Origin of the sequence: Streptomyces sp. NBC_00873 (assembly GCF_045207415.1) — a bacterium.
GTDB lineage: Bacteria > Actinomycetota > Actinomycetes > Streptomycetales > Streptomycetaceae > Streptomyces.
Genome location: NZ_CP108803.1, coordinates 2,257,886 through 2,272,565, shown reverse-complemented (window position 1 = coordinate 2,272,565; position 14,680 = coordinate 2,257,886). Strand labels below are relative to the sequence as shown.

The following is a 14,680-nucleotide window of genomic DNA, read 5'->3' as shown; positions in this document are numbered from 1 at the left end:
GGTCACCTCCCGACGAGCGCGGCGCGGGCGGCCCGTACCAGCCGGGTCGTGCGGCGGGGCGGCCTGGCGGCCGTGCGGTCCTGCCACCAGGTGGTCAGCCGCCGCCGGGCGGCGTCGTCGGTGGGGCGCCCGGCGATCAGCAGCTGCTCGGCGAAGTCCAGTGCGTCGCGCCGGTATCCGGCGGCCATGGGACGGGTCCTGGCGTACGTGAGAAAGGCGCGCCGGTAGCCGTCCCCGAGGATTTCGGGCAGCTCGGGCGCCACCTTGGCGACGACATCGGCCCGCTTGGCAGCCAGTGCGTGGCTCTGGACACCGAGGCGACGGTGGTCGAAGCCCTCGGGGGCGGGAGTGCCGGCGACGAGGGCGGAGAGCAGCGCGGTCTGGGCGACGGCGGCGCGGTCGCGGGCGGCGTCGGTCGCGGGGCCGGGGGAAGAGGCGGTGGAGTGTGCGGCGGGAGGGGCGGTGGGGCGCCCGGCGGGTTCGATCCGGGCGGCGCCGTCTCCGGACGTCCCGGCGCCCTGTGCCCGTCCGGGCCCCTTCTTCCCTGCCGCGTCCAGCGTGGCGCGGATCGCCTTCAATTCGCCCGCCAGCTCCTCCGCGGGCGGGAAGTCGTCGTCGCGCTCCAGGAGTACGCCCGGCGGGTCGACCCGCGAGCGGAGTTCGGCGAGCACGTCGAGGACCGGCCGGGCCACCGGATGGGCGTGCGTGTCGTGCCAGACGCCGTCCTTCTCGACGCCGCCCGCCACATGCACGTACGCGATCGCTTCCACCGGCAGCTGGTCGAGCGCCCTCGCGGGATCCTCGCCGCCGTTGACGTGGTCGGTGTGCAGGTTGGCCACGTCGATCAGCAGCCGGACCCCGGTGCGTGCGACCAGCTCGGCCAGGAACTGGCCCTCGGTCAGCTCCTCGCCCGGCCAGGCGATCAGCGCCGCGATGTTCTCCAGCGCCAGCGGCACCGGCAGCGAGTCCTGCGCGATCCGGACGTTCTCGCACAGGACGTCCAGCGCGTCCCAGGTCCGCGGCACGGGCAGCAGGTGGCCCGCTTCGAGCCCCGGCGACGCGGTGCGTGTCCCCCCGGCCCGTACGAAGGCGATGTGCTCCGTGACCAGCGGTGTGCCCAGCAGCGTGGCCCGCGCGGCAAGGTTCGCGAGCCGGCCGGGGTCGGGGCGGTCGGCCCCGCCGAGGCCCAGCGAGACACCGTGCGGGACGACGGTCACGCCGCGGGCGCGGAGCCGTACCAGGGAGTCGGGCAGGTGGTCGGTGCAGAGGTTCTCCGCGACCGCTTCCACCCAGTCGATACCAGGCAGTGCCTCCACCGCAGCCGCGATCTCCGGTCGCCAGCCAATGCCGATTCCCAGCTCCATGGTGTCCCCCTCTTCCACTGCGTGCAGGGGTGATGGCCCCGACGGGCAGCGGCCAATCCGAAGAGGGGGACGTTCAGAGCATGATTTGAGGTTCCGGCCACGCAGGGACCGGTGCGCCGACCGGTGCGGTCCCGCTCAGAGGCTGTCGGGCCACCTTCGATCGGGAAGCGTGCGTGCCAGGGCACGACCGCCCGATCAGAGGTAGCCGACAGCCTCTCAGACTCAGACTCAGGGCATCGGTATCGCCGACGGACGCGGGGTGAAGGACTGGTCCCCGGTCGGCTCCGCGGGCACCGGCAGCGGCGGCACCCCGCCTCCGGACGGCGGGGGCGGCCCGGTCGGGCCGGCCGTCGCCGCGCCCGCCGCTTCGCGGGCGATCGCGCCGAAGTCGACGAAGCCGGTGCCCTCCAGCATGGTGATGTGGTCGAGCACGGTCTGGTTGGCGTCGGTGGCCAGCTGACGGATCAGCGAATTGCGGGTGGTGTTCCGGACCTGGGCGATCAGCGCGAAGACCCTGCCGTGCGCGGCCCGCAGCAGATTGGCGAACTTCCGCTCGTAGTCCTCGCCGCTCGCCGCCGTCAGCTTGCGCAGCCATCCCTGCTGCTGCTCGTTCGGCTGGTTCGGCAGTTCCATCCCGAGCTTGGCGGCCACGTCCCGGGCCCGGCGGTCCAGATCCGTGTGCCCGGCCACCAGATGATCCCCGGCGGCCGGCCATCCGGCCAGACCACCCGACGGTCCGTAGGAGCTTCCGCATGTACCGCGGATGGAGTACACCACCCGCGGTAGCGGCATCGGCATAGTGCCTTCATACGCACGTCGACGCGGGGGAGCCCGGTCACGAGTATTGAGCGCAACGCTCAACGACTCGAGGAGAAGAAGATGCCAACCGAGACTCCCGGTAAGGATGGAGCTCTGGCGGGACTGGCCCGGTTCTGTTATCGGCGCCGCCGTCTGGTCGTCTTGACCTGGATCGTTGGCGTAATCGCCGTGGCGTTCGTCGGCTTCGGCTACGGTGCCGCCTCCGACAACGACTTCACCGGTGGAGACTCCGGGTCCGCCAAGGCGCAGGCTCTGATCGAGAAGCACTTCCCCGAGCGGCAAGGGGACACGCTGACTCTCGCGATCAAGGCAGAGAAGGGGATCGACCACCCCGCCGCCCGGCAGAAGATCGAGAAGGTCATCGCCGATCTGGACGCCTCACCCATCACCGGACCGGTGATCTCGCCGTATCAGGACGAGAACCTGGTGACGAATGATCGTCGTATTGCCCGTACGACGATCCCGTTGACCGATAAGGATGTGGACAAGACCGAGGTCAAGCCGCTGGTGGACGCGGTCAGGGATGCCTCCGGTGATGGTGTGACGCTCGGGCTGGGTGGGAACAAGGCGGAGAAGGCTGAGACGCCTCCCCAGGGTCCGGCCGAGGGTGTGGGCGTGTTGGCGGCAGCGGTGATCTTGTTCATTGCCTTCGGGTCACTGGTGGCGATGGGCCTGCCGATCGTGACTGCGCTGCTGGCGATCCTCGGTGGCCTGGCCCTGGTCAAGTTGGTGGGGCATGTGGTCCCCTCACCGGACTTCACTTTGGTCTTCGCCGCGATGGTCGGGCTCGGTGTCGGCATCGACTACGCACTGTTCATTGTTACCCGCTACAAGGACGGCCTGCAGGACGGTGACGAGCCGGAGGCTGCCACGGTCAAGGCCATCGCAACCGCGGGTCACGCGGTGCTGTTCGCCGGTACGACCGTGGTGATCGCGTTGCTGGGCCTGGTCGTCATGGGACAGCGGCTGATGACCGGCGTGGCCATCGCCACGTCGTTGACCGTGCTGGTGACGATGATGGCCGCGGTGACCTTGCTGCCGGCGTTCCTGGGCTTCACCGGCTACAAGATCAACTCGCTGCGTCTGCCTGGTCGCATCTCCCGCCGGCAGGAGGCCGATGGTGCCCCGGACCGGGTGCGCCGTACCCTCGCCGAGCGCTGGGCCGGTGTGGTGCAGCGCAAGCCGCTGATCGCAGCGATCCTGGCCGGTGGGGTTCTGCTGGTGATGAGCGCCCCCACGCTGTCGATGCGGCTGAGTCAGCCCGACGCCAGTGTCCAGCCTCACGACAGGAGCAGCTACACCTCATACGAGATCCTCTCCGAAGGCTTCGGCCCCGGCTACAGCGCACCGCTGATCTTCGCCACCGAGGTCGGTTCCAAGGGCGCCGATCTGAGCAACGTCATCGAAGCGGTCGGAAAGACCGAGGGCGTCGCCTACGCAACGCCGCCCCAGGTCAGCAAGGACGGGCAGGCCGCCATGTTCATGGCCTTCCCCAAGACCGGGTACCAGGATGAGGCGACCACGAACCTGGTGCACAAGCTCCGCAACGACGTGCTGCCCCAGGCATCCGGCGGCGAAGGGGTCTACGTCGGCGGCCCGAACGCCGGCACGATCGACTTCGCCGACGAGGCCGGCTCGCGCCTGCCCCTGATGATCGCGGTCGTTATCGTGCTGTCCCTGTTGCTGCTGATCGCCTTGGTCCGGTCGGTCACGATCGCGCTGCAGGCCGCCGTGATGAACCTGCTGTCGATCGGCGCCGCCTACGGCGTGCTGGTCGCGATCGTGCAGTGGGGATGGTTCGGCTCGGCCCTTGGATTCCCCACCGAAATGCCGGTCACGACCTGGGTGCCGATGATGATGATGCCGGTCCTGTTCGGCCTGTCGATGGACTACGAGGTCTTCCTGATCTCGCGGGTCCGTGAGGAGTACGAGCGCACCGGCGACACCCGGAGGGCTGTCACTCTCGGGTTGGCGCGGACTGCCAAGGTCATCACGGCCGCGGCCGCCATCATGATCGCCGTGTTCACCACCTCCCTGCTCGGCCCCGACCTTGCGGTCAAGCAGGGAGGTCTGGGCATGGCCGTCGCCGTGTTCATCGACGCCACCATCATCCGGATGATCCTCGTCCCGGCGGTGATGGAACTGTGCGGCAAGGCCAACTGGTGGATGCCCGGACGCCGGACGCCGAAGGCGACCTCGGTTTCACAGGCCGAGGTCGGGGAAAAGGCCAGAGTCTGACCGTTCCTGATGGCCCGCCTCGACGGCGACGCGCTGGACCGCGGTGGCGCACCCCGCGTGGAAGAAATTGCTCACCCTCGTCTGTCCGGGACCCGGCGCAGCCGTCCATGTGATGACCGCGTGATCGTTAGAGGGGCCGGTCCGCTGCACGCGGCGGACCGGCCCCTCCAGGTGGTCAGCGCACTGCTCGGGTGACGTTCAGCTCGGCGGCCGTAGTGTACGGTCCGGCGTGAGAGGACGTGGCGACGAGCTTGAGGTAGCGGGCCGGCGTGCCGTTCAGAGTGACGGTCTGCTCGGCCGTGGTGTTCGCGAAGGTCCCGGTGGCGACCTTGGTCCACGCGGTGCGGTCCGTGCTCACCCAGACCTCGTATCCGGCTATCCGGCCGTTGGCGCTGTTCTGGCGGGGCAGGTAACGCAGGCCGGTGGCCTCGAGCTCTTCACCGAGGTCGAGCACGATGTGGTGAGGCAGCGGGTCGGCTGCTCCCGACCAGCGGGTGTGCCAGAAGGTGGCCGGGTCACCGTCCAGGACATTCGCTGCGCGGCCGTCCTCCCCGACGGTCTCCTCGCTGTCGACCTCGACCACCCGCATCTGCTTTTGGGGGACTATCGCCGGGTGGAACGTGGTGCCGGTGCCCTTGTCGGTGGTCTTGGCGTTCTTGTAGGTGGCCTGTGCGGACAGTGTGTAGGCACTGGGCTTTGCGTCCGCGGGGGCGGTGACCGCCCAGGTGGTCTTCACCGACTGGTCGGGCTTGACCGTGGTGAACGTGCTGGGCGAGGTGGCCTCGGCCGTCCAGCCGCTGGGCACGGTGAGGCTGACGGAGGCGTCCGAAAGTGCTGCCGGGCTGCTGTCGTTGGTGTAGGTGGTCGTCACGGTGACGGCGGAGCCGGGCTTGAAGGTCGAGGGCGTGTCGACCGTGAGCGAGTGGTGCACCCCCATGAAGCCGGGCACCTCCCACCTTTGGTGGAGCTTGCCGTCGCAGTTCCGGAGTTCCGCGGGGGTTCCGTTGGCGATGTCGGAGCCGGGGACAGTCAGGCAGTGGCCGGATGCCGGGTTGAGCAGGGAACCGTCGGCCTTGGGCCGCCAGTTCTGCGCGGGGGTGCCGTCGCAGTCGGCGAGGTCGGTCCCGGTCCCGTTCGCGGTGGCGGTCAGGCACTTGTCGGACTGGCGGATCGTGCCGTCCGCGTGCCTGACCCACTGCTGGTTGGCGGCGGCTTCACAGGGCCACAGGCCGAGCGCGCCAGGATTCGCCGGATCGGTCTGGTGGTTCTCCAGGCATCGCCCGGCCATGCCGCGCAGGCGCGCGGTCTTCGACGTGTCCCACACGTCGCTGATCGTGGAGACGTTTGCGTCGGCCGTGTGGTTGATGTGGTCCAGGCCGTACATGTCCAGCAGCGTGCGCAGCACGTTGTAGTGGTTGATCTTCTGGTCGTACTCGCCGGCCCTGGCCATCGGCCCGACCATGATGGTCGGGATGTGGTTGGCCGGGGTGAAGTCGTCCTCGTCCCAGGTCAGCACGAACAGGCTGTTGTGCGTCTTGGCCCACTGGATGTACGAGTCGAAGGTGTTCTTGACGAAGGCGTCACCCTGCGCGAGGGAGCCGTCGTGCATGCTCTGCTGGCCGTTGCCCACGTAGAAGGAGACGGTGGGCAGCTTGGCGAACCCGTCCGGCGTGGTCGGGAACTCCTCCTGCCGCTTGTCCATCGGGTTCAGATTGCCCGGAGTGCCCGGGATGTTCTTGTAGCGGAGCCACTGCGTGGGCAGGCCCTGGTTGGCGTAGTCCGCGAAGCTGTACCCGTGGGTGGTCAGCTGGTTGGGCAGGTTGTCGGTGTCGACGGACTGCGGAGCCGGCCAGTCACTGGACTTCACGATGTCCGAGGCGGACAGCAGCGCGTAGTAATTGGGCAGGCTCGGGTGCGTAACACCGTACGAATTGGTGAACGACGCACCCTGGGCCTCCAGGGACTTGATGTACGGCACCTGGTCCTGAGGCTTCGTGGACGGGTTCCGGAGGATGTCGTCGTAGCCCTTGTTCTCCATCATCACCATGACCACGTGGTCAGGCTTGGGAACCGAGGGGGATCCCACGACAACCGAAGACTTGGCGTCCGAAGACCCGGCATCCGGGGTCGCCGCGGCCGCGGAGACGGAACCGGGAAGGGCGATGCATGCCAGCAGGGCCGAGGCCATCAGGCCACGGATGCTTGGGCGCGGTATGCGCATGCTGGTGCTTCCTTGTTAGTGCGACAGCACACGGGCCGACATCGCGGCCAAGACCACCGGAAACGTAAAAAGTGGTGCATATGTTGTGCTGTCGCGTCCATTCATGGCAGCCAGGAGCGTAGATGTACGCCACATCTGCCCCGGTAACGGTCAGTGAACTCCTCTCCAACACCAGGGCATTTACAAAGTCTTGAAGATCCGCGGTCCGCGCTGGTCACAGCAGTGCGACGATGCTCTGACCGGCAGCCACCCACGCAACGAAGGTCCGGTTGACGCCGGTGACCTACCAGTCGCCTGGGACCGTCACCGATCTCGGCGTCGACCTCCCGCACGCCGCGCAGGTCGCGAAGATCGTCCGCCACCGGACCTGCACGAAGACCGGCAGACGCACCCGCGAGACGGTCTACGTGCTGACCGGCCTGACCAGCCGCCAGGCGTCTCCCGAGCGCCTCGCGAAGATCGTGCGCGGGCAGTGGACCATCGAGAGAAGCAAGCCGCAGTGCTGTCATACCTGCGGCTCGGTTCCATCGCCGTCAGCTCCTTCCTCTCGCGCCTCTTCGTTCCCGGTGTTCATGCTGGCGGCCTGATTCTTCAACCAGGGGCGCCGGGTGTGCTGGCCGCGCGGCACCTGGTGCAGCGCGCGCAGGCGGTCGACCTCTGCCGGGTCGGCCCGGACGATCCTCAAGCCTGCCTGCGGGTGCAGGTAGCCGGTGGCCCAGCCTCGCCTGACCCAGGCATCCAGCGTGATCTCGGACATGCCCAGGTGCTCGGCGAGGTCGCGCAGCCACCACTCGTGTTCGTCCAGGTCGGGGCGGTGACGGTTCTGCTGCCGTGAGCGCTGGATGCCCAGGGCCCGCAGCAGGTCGTTGACCGCGTTCCTGGTGAACGTCTCGCAGCGCTTGGGCGGGCGGAAGCCCTCGGCGTTGAGGTGTTCGGCGATCTGCGCGGTCGTGCAGCCGGCCTCGACCAGTTCGGCGGCGCGGGCACGGAGCCGGGGGTAGTAGCTGAGCTGGGTCAGGCAAGCCACGGGCCGTGCCACCTGCGCATCGGTGCGGTGGCCTCCGGCCCAGCGGACAGCCACGTTCACCAACTCGCTGGTGCCCAGCACCTCGATGCGGACCTGCTCGACCAGATGCCGGATCAGCTGCTTGCGGTCCGCGTCGGTGGTGGTGGGCGCGTGCCAGATGCCCGGGACGTCAGCGGCCAGAGCCCGGATCTGTGCCCGTTCCTCGGCGCTGAGGGTGCGCGGGCGCACAGCGAGGAAGCGGTCGTACTCCTCGCCGAGCCTCTGGCGCTCGGTCATCGCCGTCTCCCAGTCCCTCTCTAACTGCCGTACCACCAGGCGGTTCTCCGGTTCGGCCAGTTGGTACTGGCGCCGTGCGCGGTCCACGGCGTAGTCGGCGCGCTCCAGACGCTGCCGCCAGATCCGGTCCACCTGGGCACGTTGCGTCTCGACCTGCTCGGCCGCGGCGAGTGAGACCTCCACCGCGGCCGGGGTCATCGCCTCCAGCAGCAGGGAGGCGACGTGCTCGTCGATGCAGCCCCCCGCCAACTGCTGGCACTGCCCTTGCCCGTAGTCGCTCTTGGCACGGGCGCACACATACGCCGGGTGCAGCTTCCCGCCCGCGCCACGCTGGTAGCGCACCGTCATCTTCATGCCGCAGCGGCCGCAGACCACCAGCCCGGACAGCAGCGCCGGGCCGTCGCGCACAACGCCGATGCTCTCGGACCGGGCCCGGTTGGCGTCCATCCGCTGCAGGTTCCGTTCATGCTGTTCCACACTGATATAGGCAGGTAGCAGGCCCGGCAGGTAGACGAACCAGTCCTCGCGGCCGGTGCGCACCCGGCCGGTGCACGGCCGCCCCGCCTGCCGCCGGCGCGGATCGAGCCGGCTGCGGCCGTAGACGTAGATTCCAGCGTAGGCCGGATGCCGGAGCATGTTCTGCAGCGCGACCCGATTGGGCCGACGCCACTCCAACTCCCCACGCTCGGGGCCCTCCCGCAGCCGCACCCCGATCTGGATGTGGTTGTCGACCAGGTAGCACAGCACCGCGTTGACGGTCCCGAACCGCTCGAACAACTCGAAGACCAGACGCACCACAGAGCGCACCTGTTCGTCGGGATCCAGCACCGCCTCGCCCGAGGGACGCCGCACGAAGCCGATGGGCAAGGGCACCACCAGTTCCCCGCGCCGGGCCTTGGCCAGGCGTCCGGACCACATCCGCTGCTTGATCAGGTGCAGTTCCGCCTCGCTGATCGTGCCCTTCAAGCCCAGCAGCAGCCGGTCGTTGTGATCGCTGGGGTCGTAGACGCCGTCCGGATCCCCGAGAAGGGCCCCCGACAGAGCGCACAACTCCAGAAGCTGATGCCATTCGCGGCCACTGCGGGCCAGCCGGGACATCTCGATCCCCAGAACGATCCCCACGTGATCCAGGCCGACCTCGGAGACCAGGTGCTGGAAGCCGGGCCGGGCATCGATCCCGGACGCGGAATGCCCCAGGTCCTCGTCGATCACCAGCACCCGCGACGGAGGCCATCCCAGCGCGACCGCGCGCTCCACCAGCGCGTACTGCAGCCGCGTGGACTCCTGATGGTCCCTGACCTGCCCAGCCGTCGACTGGCGCACATATACGGCCGCGAGCCGGTCACGATGCCAGCGCTGGACCTTACCCTCCAGCCGTTCCCACGACAGCCCGACCATCGTCATCGTCCACACCCCCCTCCGTGCTCCTGAGCGGTGCCGTCGCCATGCGCTCCACCAGAAGACCCAGCAGACGCTGCACCACCACCCGGTTCACCTCCGGGAAGGACTCCCACCTCGGCGTCCCCGCTGTCGCGGGCCCGGTCTGGGGGGCACGGCCGCGTCTCCTCCAGCCATCGCGCCCCACCCCCCTCGCCTGCCCCGACCAGCCCCTCACGCAGCCGTCGGACTGTTCCGACCAGCGCCAACAGGGCATCAACCCCTATGACCGGGACATTCCCCATCCCGCTCGCTTCTATGTCAGTACTGTGGCTTGCTCCTTGAGAACCGGCTCCACTTCGTCCGCGACAACACCGGGGTGTAGTTGCGCCCTTACCTGCGTCAGCGGTTTCGGGGGGCTACCAGGCCGGATTCGTAGGCGAAGACCACGAGTTGGGCGCGGTCGCGGGCCTGGAGCTTGATCATGGCCCGGTTGATATGGGTTTTCGCGGTCAGCGGGCTGATCACCATGAGTCCGGCGATTTCGTCGTTGGACAGGCCCTGCGCGGCCAGGGCGACAGCCTCGCGTTCGCGGTTGGTCAGTTCCTTCAGTCCTGTGCCGACTTCGGTGTTGGGAGGCTGGGCTACATACCGGCTGATCAGCATTTTGGTGATCGACGGTGCGAGCAGGGCGTCACCGCGCGCGGCGACGCGTACGGAGTGAAGAAAGTCGTCCGGCTCGATGTCCTTGACGAGGAACCCTGCGGCGCCGGCGCGCAGCGCGTTGAACACGTGCTCGTCGACGCCATAGTTGGTCAGGATGACCACGTGCACCCCGGCCAGGACCGGGTCCGCGGCGATCCGCCGGGTCGTCTCGATGCCGTCCATCACCGGCATCTGGATGTCGACGAGCGCGATGTCGGGCAGGAGTTCCCTGGCAAGGACCAGGCCCTCCTTGCCGTTGGCGGCTTCGGCGACCACCTCGATGTCGTCCTCGGCGTCGAGAAGCGCACGGAACCCGCTGCGAAGGAGCGGCTGGTCGTCGAGCAGCAGGACGCGAATCATGAAATCCGCGCCACCGGTAGTTCGGCCTGGACGGTGAAACCGCCCTCGGTGCGCGGTTCCGCCCGCAGGCGGCCGCCCAGGGCGGTGACGCGTTCGCGCATCCCCAGCAGCCCGACGCCGGGCACCGGGGCGGAGCCCGGTTCGGCCGTCCCGTCGTCATCGACCTGAATGGCGAGGGCGTCCGGACGGTAGTCGATCCGGATCGACGCGGTGGCGGCGGCGGAGTGGCGGGCCACATTGGTGAGCGACTCCTGGACGATCCGGTAGGCGGTCCGGTCCACCGCGTCCGGCACGTCGTGCCGTTGTCCTTCGATCGTCAGCGTTGTTTTCAGGCCTATCCCATGGGCCCGTTCCACCAGTTTCGGGACGTGGTCGAGCCCGTACGACGGGGTCTCGGCGTCGTTGCGCAGCGTCTCCAGGGTCGCTCGCAGTTCCCGGGTCGCCTCACGGCCGGCCTCCTGGATCGCCAGTAAGGTCTCCGGTACTTGTTCGCCACGCTTGCGGGCCAGGTGGACAGCGACTTCGGACTGCACCTTGATGATCGAGATCTGGTGGGTGAGCGAATCGTGCAACTCCCGTGCGATGTGCAGCCGTTCCTCCGTCGCGCGCAGCCGCGCGGTCTCCTCGCGGGTGCGCTCGGCTTCGTCCGCCCGCCGCTCGGCTTGCCGCAGCGCCTCCCCGGCGGCACCGGCAGCGATCAGCCAGGCCAGCTCGAGGACGCCTCGGGCCTGCGCGAACGCGTCGGCGGCGGGACCGTCCGCGGGGGAGGCCATGACTGCGAACGGGAGAGCGGTCAGCAGCGCCACGGACACCAGCACGGTGATGAGGCGGTGCCCCGACCGTACGGCGGCGTACACCGCGAACAGGTACGCGACGGCGGGCACTTCGAAACCGACCGCGTTGTAACCCACCACGCACAGCCCCGTAACGGCCAGGACGGGAACCGGAGCCCAGCGGCGGACGACCAGCGTCAGGCCGCTCGTCACCACCAGTGCATAGCCGAGAAGGTCGAGATCCGTGGCGGGGTGGTCCCGGGCCAGCGCGGTGACCAGCAGTACCGCCGCCACGCAGATGGCGATCACCCAGTCTCTGACCTGGGCCCAGACACTGGACAGCCCTGTGCTCATACGCGCAGCTTAGCCGGACCCTGCCGCGCGGGAGTCCCGCTCGCGGATGAGTGGCCATTTACCGTGCACGCGGTATCTTCTCTGCGTCTGCGTCTGCGGCTTCTGCAGCAACAGGGCGCGCCATTAGCCGTGGCGCGCATTGGGCACACGCCGCGTCGCGGGCCGGCTGGATCTGAGTCGAGGGAAGCGGACAGGTCACCGGCCGCAGCCACGCGCCTTCGACCGCGATGGGCCGGTCGGCCCGACCGTCCCGGTGGCCGGTTCCGGCCCTGGTGGTGGCCGGCGGGGTGGCCGGACTCCGCCCGCCTTCGCGGCGTCGGCGGTACGGCCGGGCAACGGCTGACCGTCAGGCGGGTGTGGTGCCGCATGGCGGTTCTTCCCGGCCGATGAGTGGCTGTTGCAGGCAATGCAACAAGGGCTCACCCAGGACACGTAGTTCTCGCAGGTCCGAGAGCCGACTGCGGTTGGCGAACCGGTGCCCGGCCGGCCACGGCGAGCCGGACGATTCCTCGGCCGGGTCGGGGTCCTGTTCGGCCGGCAGACGGACCGGGAACGGCCGGGTCAAGCGGTGCGGCGGAAGCGGGACAGAGCCAGCCCGCTGAGGACCATTCCGATCAGCCCCACCACCAGGGCCACGACGGCTCCACCTCGCCCGTTGCCGGTGCCGACACCACCGTCGGAGCCGGCCAGAGCAATCCCCCCGAGGACCACGCCGGCCAGCGCCACCACCAGGCCCCCCATGGCCCCGCGTCGCCCGTTGCCGGTGCCGCTACGACCGGCGGAGCGCAGAGCCCATCCACCGATGCCCACGCCGATCAGCGCCACCAACATGGCAGCAATGGCCCCGCCTCGCCCGGAGCCGCCACCACCGTCGGCGGCCGAGACGTCCGCGGTCGCCGGTGCGGCAAGGCAGACCACCCCGAGCAGGGCGGCTGCGCCTGCGGTAAGCAAGTGACGGACGGACATCGAGGGTCCCTTCGGTTGCACGACAGGTACGGGTGAAAGCGTATGTACCGGCGTGGTCACGGGTCGTCATGCCGAAGTAGCGTATGGGCCTACCGTCGGGGTGGTACGCGCTCGAGGCGGAGCCTGCTGTTGCAGCAGTCGTGTACCGCAACCGCAGCAACCGTACTCAGGTGACCCCGGCCTTCTGCCTCCGCTATGTGACTGCAATGGCCGCCAGCGATCGTCCGAGTCGCTCGCCTCGGCTGCGTATGACCTCGACCACCTCAGGCCCGCCCTTGCGGCGACCGGCTTCCTTGACCTGCGGGTGCTACCAGCCCTCCTCCTCCACGTCCATGAGCACCGAGTCCTCGCGCTCGGCGATACGCCGCTGCGCCGCGACCATCGGAAGTACCTCCTGGGCGAAGAACCGCGCGGTGGCGATCTTCCCCCGGTAGAAGGCGAGTCGGTTCCGCTGAGTCCGCGAGCTTCCGCTCTCGGCCTCCGCCAGCTGCTCGGCCGCGACCGCGGCCTGCCGCAGCAGCAGCCACGTCAGCAGCACATCCCCCGCGGCCATCAGCAGCCGCGTCGTGCTGCGCCCGACCTCGTAGATGGCCGTCGGCTTCTCGAGAGACACCAGAAGCCGGCCGCCGAGCTGTTTCGCCATCGCCTGCAGATGTTCCGCCGACTCGCCCAACAGGGCTCGCTCCTCGCGCAGTCCGTCGTCGACGGCCACGCTCTTGCCCACCTCGGCGAGCAGCAGGCCCAGCGTCTGTCCCTGGTTCCGGGCGATTTTCCGGAAGAAGAGGTCCAGGCCCTGGATCGCGGTCGTGCCCTCGTACAGCGTGTCGATACGGGTGTCGCGGATGTACTGCTCCAGCGGGAAGTCCTTCGTATAGCCGACTCCGCCGACGGTCTGCAACCCGTGCCCGAGCTGCTCGCAGGCCTTCTCCGAGCTGTAGCCCTTCACGATCGGCAGCAGTAGGTCGTTGAGAGCTGCCGCTTCCGTGTCCTGGGTGCCCGACGCTTCTGCCGCGGCGATCCGGTCCTGGATCGTGGCGGTGTACAGAACCAGGGCCCGAAGTCCCTCCGCGTACCCCTTCTGAAGCAGCAGGGAGCGCCGCACGTCAGGATGGCGCAATATGGGGACGCGCGGGGCCTTCTTGTCCGCGAGGGAGGTCAGATCCGTACCCTGGATACGGACCTTGGCGTACTCGAGGGCGTTGAGGTAGCCGGTCGAGAGCGTCGCCATCGACTTGGTCCCGATGATCATCCGGGCCTGCTGGATGATGTGGAACATCTGCCGGATTCCGTCGTGCACTTCGCCAAGGAGCCAGCCGACCGCCGGCGTCCCGTCGCCGAAGGTCAGCTCGCAGGTGGCGGACGCCTTCAGGCCCATCTTGTCCTCGAGCGCGGTCGCGAACACCCCATTGCGTCTGCCGAGTTCACCCGTTGCCCAGTCCGTGACGTGGAACTTCGGCACGATGAACAGCGAGAGCCCCTTGGTACCGGGACCATGGCCCTCGGGCCGCGCGAGCACGAAGTGCACGATGTTCTCGGCGAGATCGTGCTCACCGGAGGTGATGAACCGCTTCACGCCCTCGATGTGCCAGCTGCCATCCGCCTGCCGCACGGCCTTGGTCCGGCCCGCACCCACATCGCTGCCCGCCTCCGGCTCGGTGAGAACCATCGTCGTGCCCCACTGGCGCTCGACGATGAGCCGCGCCAACTGCCGCTGCTCATCGGTCCCGAGCTGATCGATGATCTCCGCGAAGCCCGCGATCGCCTGGTACATGTAAAGCGCCGGATTGGCCCCGAGCACCAGCTCCGCGACGGCCCAGCGCAGTGACGGCGGCACGCCCGCGCCGCCGAGCGACTCGGGCAGGCCGATCAGATACCAGCCGGACTCCATCCAGGCGCGGTAGGCCTTCCTGAACGGCTCGGGCAGAGTCACCGAGCGGCCCTCGGGGTCGTACACGGGTGGGGTGCGATCCGCTTCGATCGCGGGGTCGGCGAGCTGCTCGACGGCGAAGCGCTCCACTTCGGCGAGCAGGTCGCGGGCGGTCTCCCGGGTGGTGCCCGTGAAGGCGCCCCGGCCGTACGTCTCCGCGCGGCCGAGCACCTCGAAAAGGTTGAACTCCAGGTCCCTGAGGTTGGACCGGTAGTGGCTCATAGGCGGTTGTCTCCTTCGTGGTCGAGGGACTTCATGACGGAGGGACGTCAT

At 68.9% G+C, this 14,680-nt stretch carries 8 protein-coding genes and 1 pseudogene; 1 reads left to right on the top strand and 8 read right to left on the bottom strand.

What is annotated here, in order from left to right; genetic code table 11:
• Positions 1-2: 2 nt before the first annotated feature.
• Positions 3-1,364, bottom strand: coding sequence for a DUF692 domain-containing protein (locus OH809_RS10220; protein ID WP_406422706.1), 1,362 nt, complete (start codon positions 1,362-1,364; stop codon positions 3-5).
• A gap of 228 nt (positions 1,365-1,592) precedes the next feature.
• Positions 1,593-2,072: pseudogene (locus tag OH809_RS10215) on the bottom strand (DUF4142 domain-containing protein); the annotation flags it as partial.
• Between the two features lie 171 nt (positions 2,073-2,243).
• Here OH809_RS10215 and OH809_RS10210 point away from each other — a divergent pair.
• Positions 2,244-4,421, top strand: coding sequence for an MMPL family transporter (locus OH809_RS10210; protein ID WP_406422707.1), 2,178 nt, complete (start codon positions 2,244-2,246; stop codon positions 4,419-4,421).
• 175 nt (positions 4,422-4,596) lie between these two features.
• Here the strand turns inward: OH809_RS10210 and OH809_RS10205 are convergent, their stop codons facing one another.
• The 6 genes from OH809_RS10205 to OH809_RS10180 all read right to left on the bottom strand — a co-directional run bounded on the left by OH809_RS10205 (position 4,597) and on the right by OH809_RS10180 (position 14,629).
• Positions 4,597-6,642, bottom strand: coding sequence for an alkaline phosphatase family protein (locus tag OH809_RS10205; protein WP_406422708.1), 2,046 nt, complete (start codon positions 6,640-6,642; stop codon positions 4,597-4,599).
• Between the two features lie 505 nt (positions 6,643-7,147).
• Positions 7,148-9,349, bottom strand: coding sequence for a recombinase family protein (locus OH809_RS10200; RefSeq protein WP_406425262.1), 2,202 nt, complete (start codon positions 9,347-9,349; stop codon positions 7,148-7,150).
• 375 nt (positions 9,350-9,724) lie between these two features.
• Positions 9,725-10,387 carry a response regulator gene (locus tag OH809_RS10195; protein ID WP_406422709.1) on the bottom strand — a complete coding sequence of 221 codons (663 nt, stop codon included), beginning with the start codon at positions 10,385-10,387 and terminating at the stop codon, positions 9,725-9,727.
• Positions 10,384-11,514 (bottom strand): sensor histidine kinase, encoded by a 1,131-nt coding sequence (locus OH809_RS10190; protein ID WP_406422710.1) that lies wholly within the window; start codon positions 11,512-11,514, stop codon positions 10,384-10,386. The genes OH809_RS10195 and OH809_RS10190 overlap by 4 nt, the downstream gene beginning before the upstream one ends.
• Before the next feature lie 561 nt (positions 11,515-12,075).
• Positions 12,076-12,480 (bottom strand): DUF6223 family protein, encoded by a 405-nt coding sequence (locus OH809_RS10185; RefSeq protein ID WP_406422711.1) that lies wholly within the window; start codon positions 12,478-12,480, stop codon positions 12,076-12,078.
• Between the two features lie 307 nt (positions 12,481-12,787).
• Positions 12,788-14,629 carry an acyl-CoA dehydrogenase gene (locus OH809_RS10180; protein WP_406422712.1) on the bottom strand — a complete coding sequence of 614 codons (1,842 nt, stop codon included), beginning with the start codon at positions 14,627-14,629 and terminating at the stop codon, positions 12,788-12,790.
• Between the last annotated feature and the right edge of the window lie 51 nt (positions 14,630-14,680).

Coding starts and splice junctions, on each gene's coding strand:
- OH809_RS10200 (WP_406425262.1), bottom strand. CDS start 9,349: ATGACGATGGTCGGGCTGTCGTGGGAACGGCTGGAGGGTAAGGTCCAG.
- OH809_RS10205 (WP_406422708.1), bottom strand. CDS start 6,642: ATGCGCATACCGCGCCCAAGCATCCGTGGCCTGATGGCCTCGGCCCTG.
- OH809_RS10210 (WP_406422707.1), top strand. CDS start 2,244: ATGCCAACCGAGACTCCCGGTAAGGATGGAGCTCTGGCGGGACTGGCC.
- OH809_RS10220 (WP_406422706.1), bottom strand. CDS start 1,364: ATGGAGCTGGGAATCGGCATTGGCTGGCGACCGGAGATCGCGGCTGCG.
- OH809_RS10190 (WP_406422710.1), bottom strand. CDS start 11,514: ATGAGCACAGGGCTGTCCAGTGTCTGGGCCCAGGTCAGAGACTGGGTG.
- OH809_RS10180 (WP_406422712.1), bottom strand. CDS start 14,629: ATGAGCCACTACCGGTCCAACCTCAGGGACCTGGAGTTCAACCTTTTC.
- OH809_RS10195 (WP_406422709.1), bottom strand. CDS start 10,387: ATGATTCGCGTCCTGCTGCTCGACGACCAGCCGCTCCTTCGCAGCGGG.
- OH809_RS10185 (WP_406422711.1), bottom strand. CDS start 12,480: ATGTCCGTCCGTCACTTGCTTACCGCAGGCGCAGCCGCCCTGCTCGGG.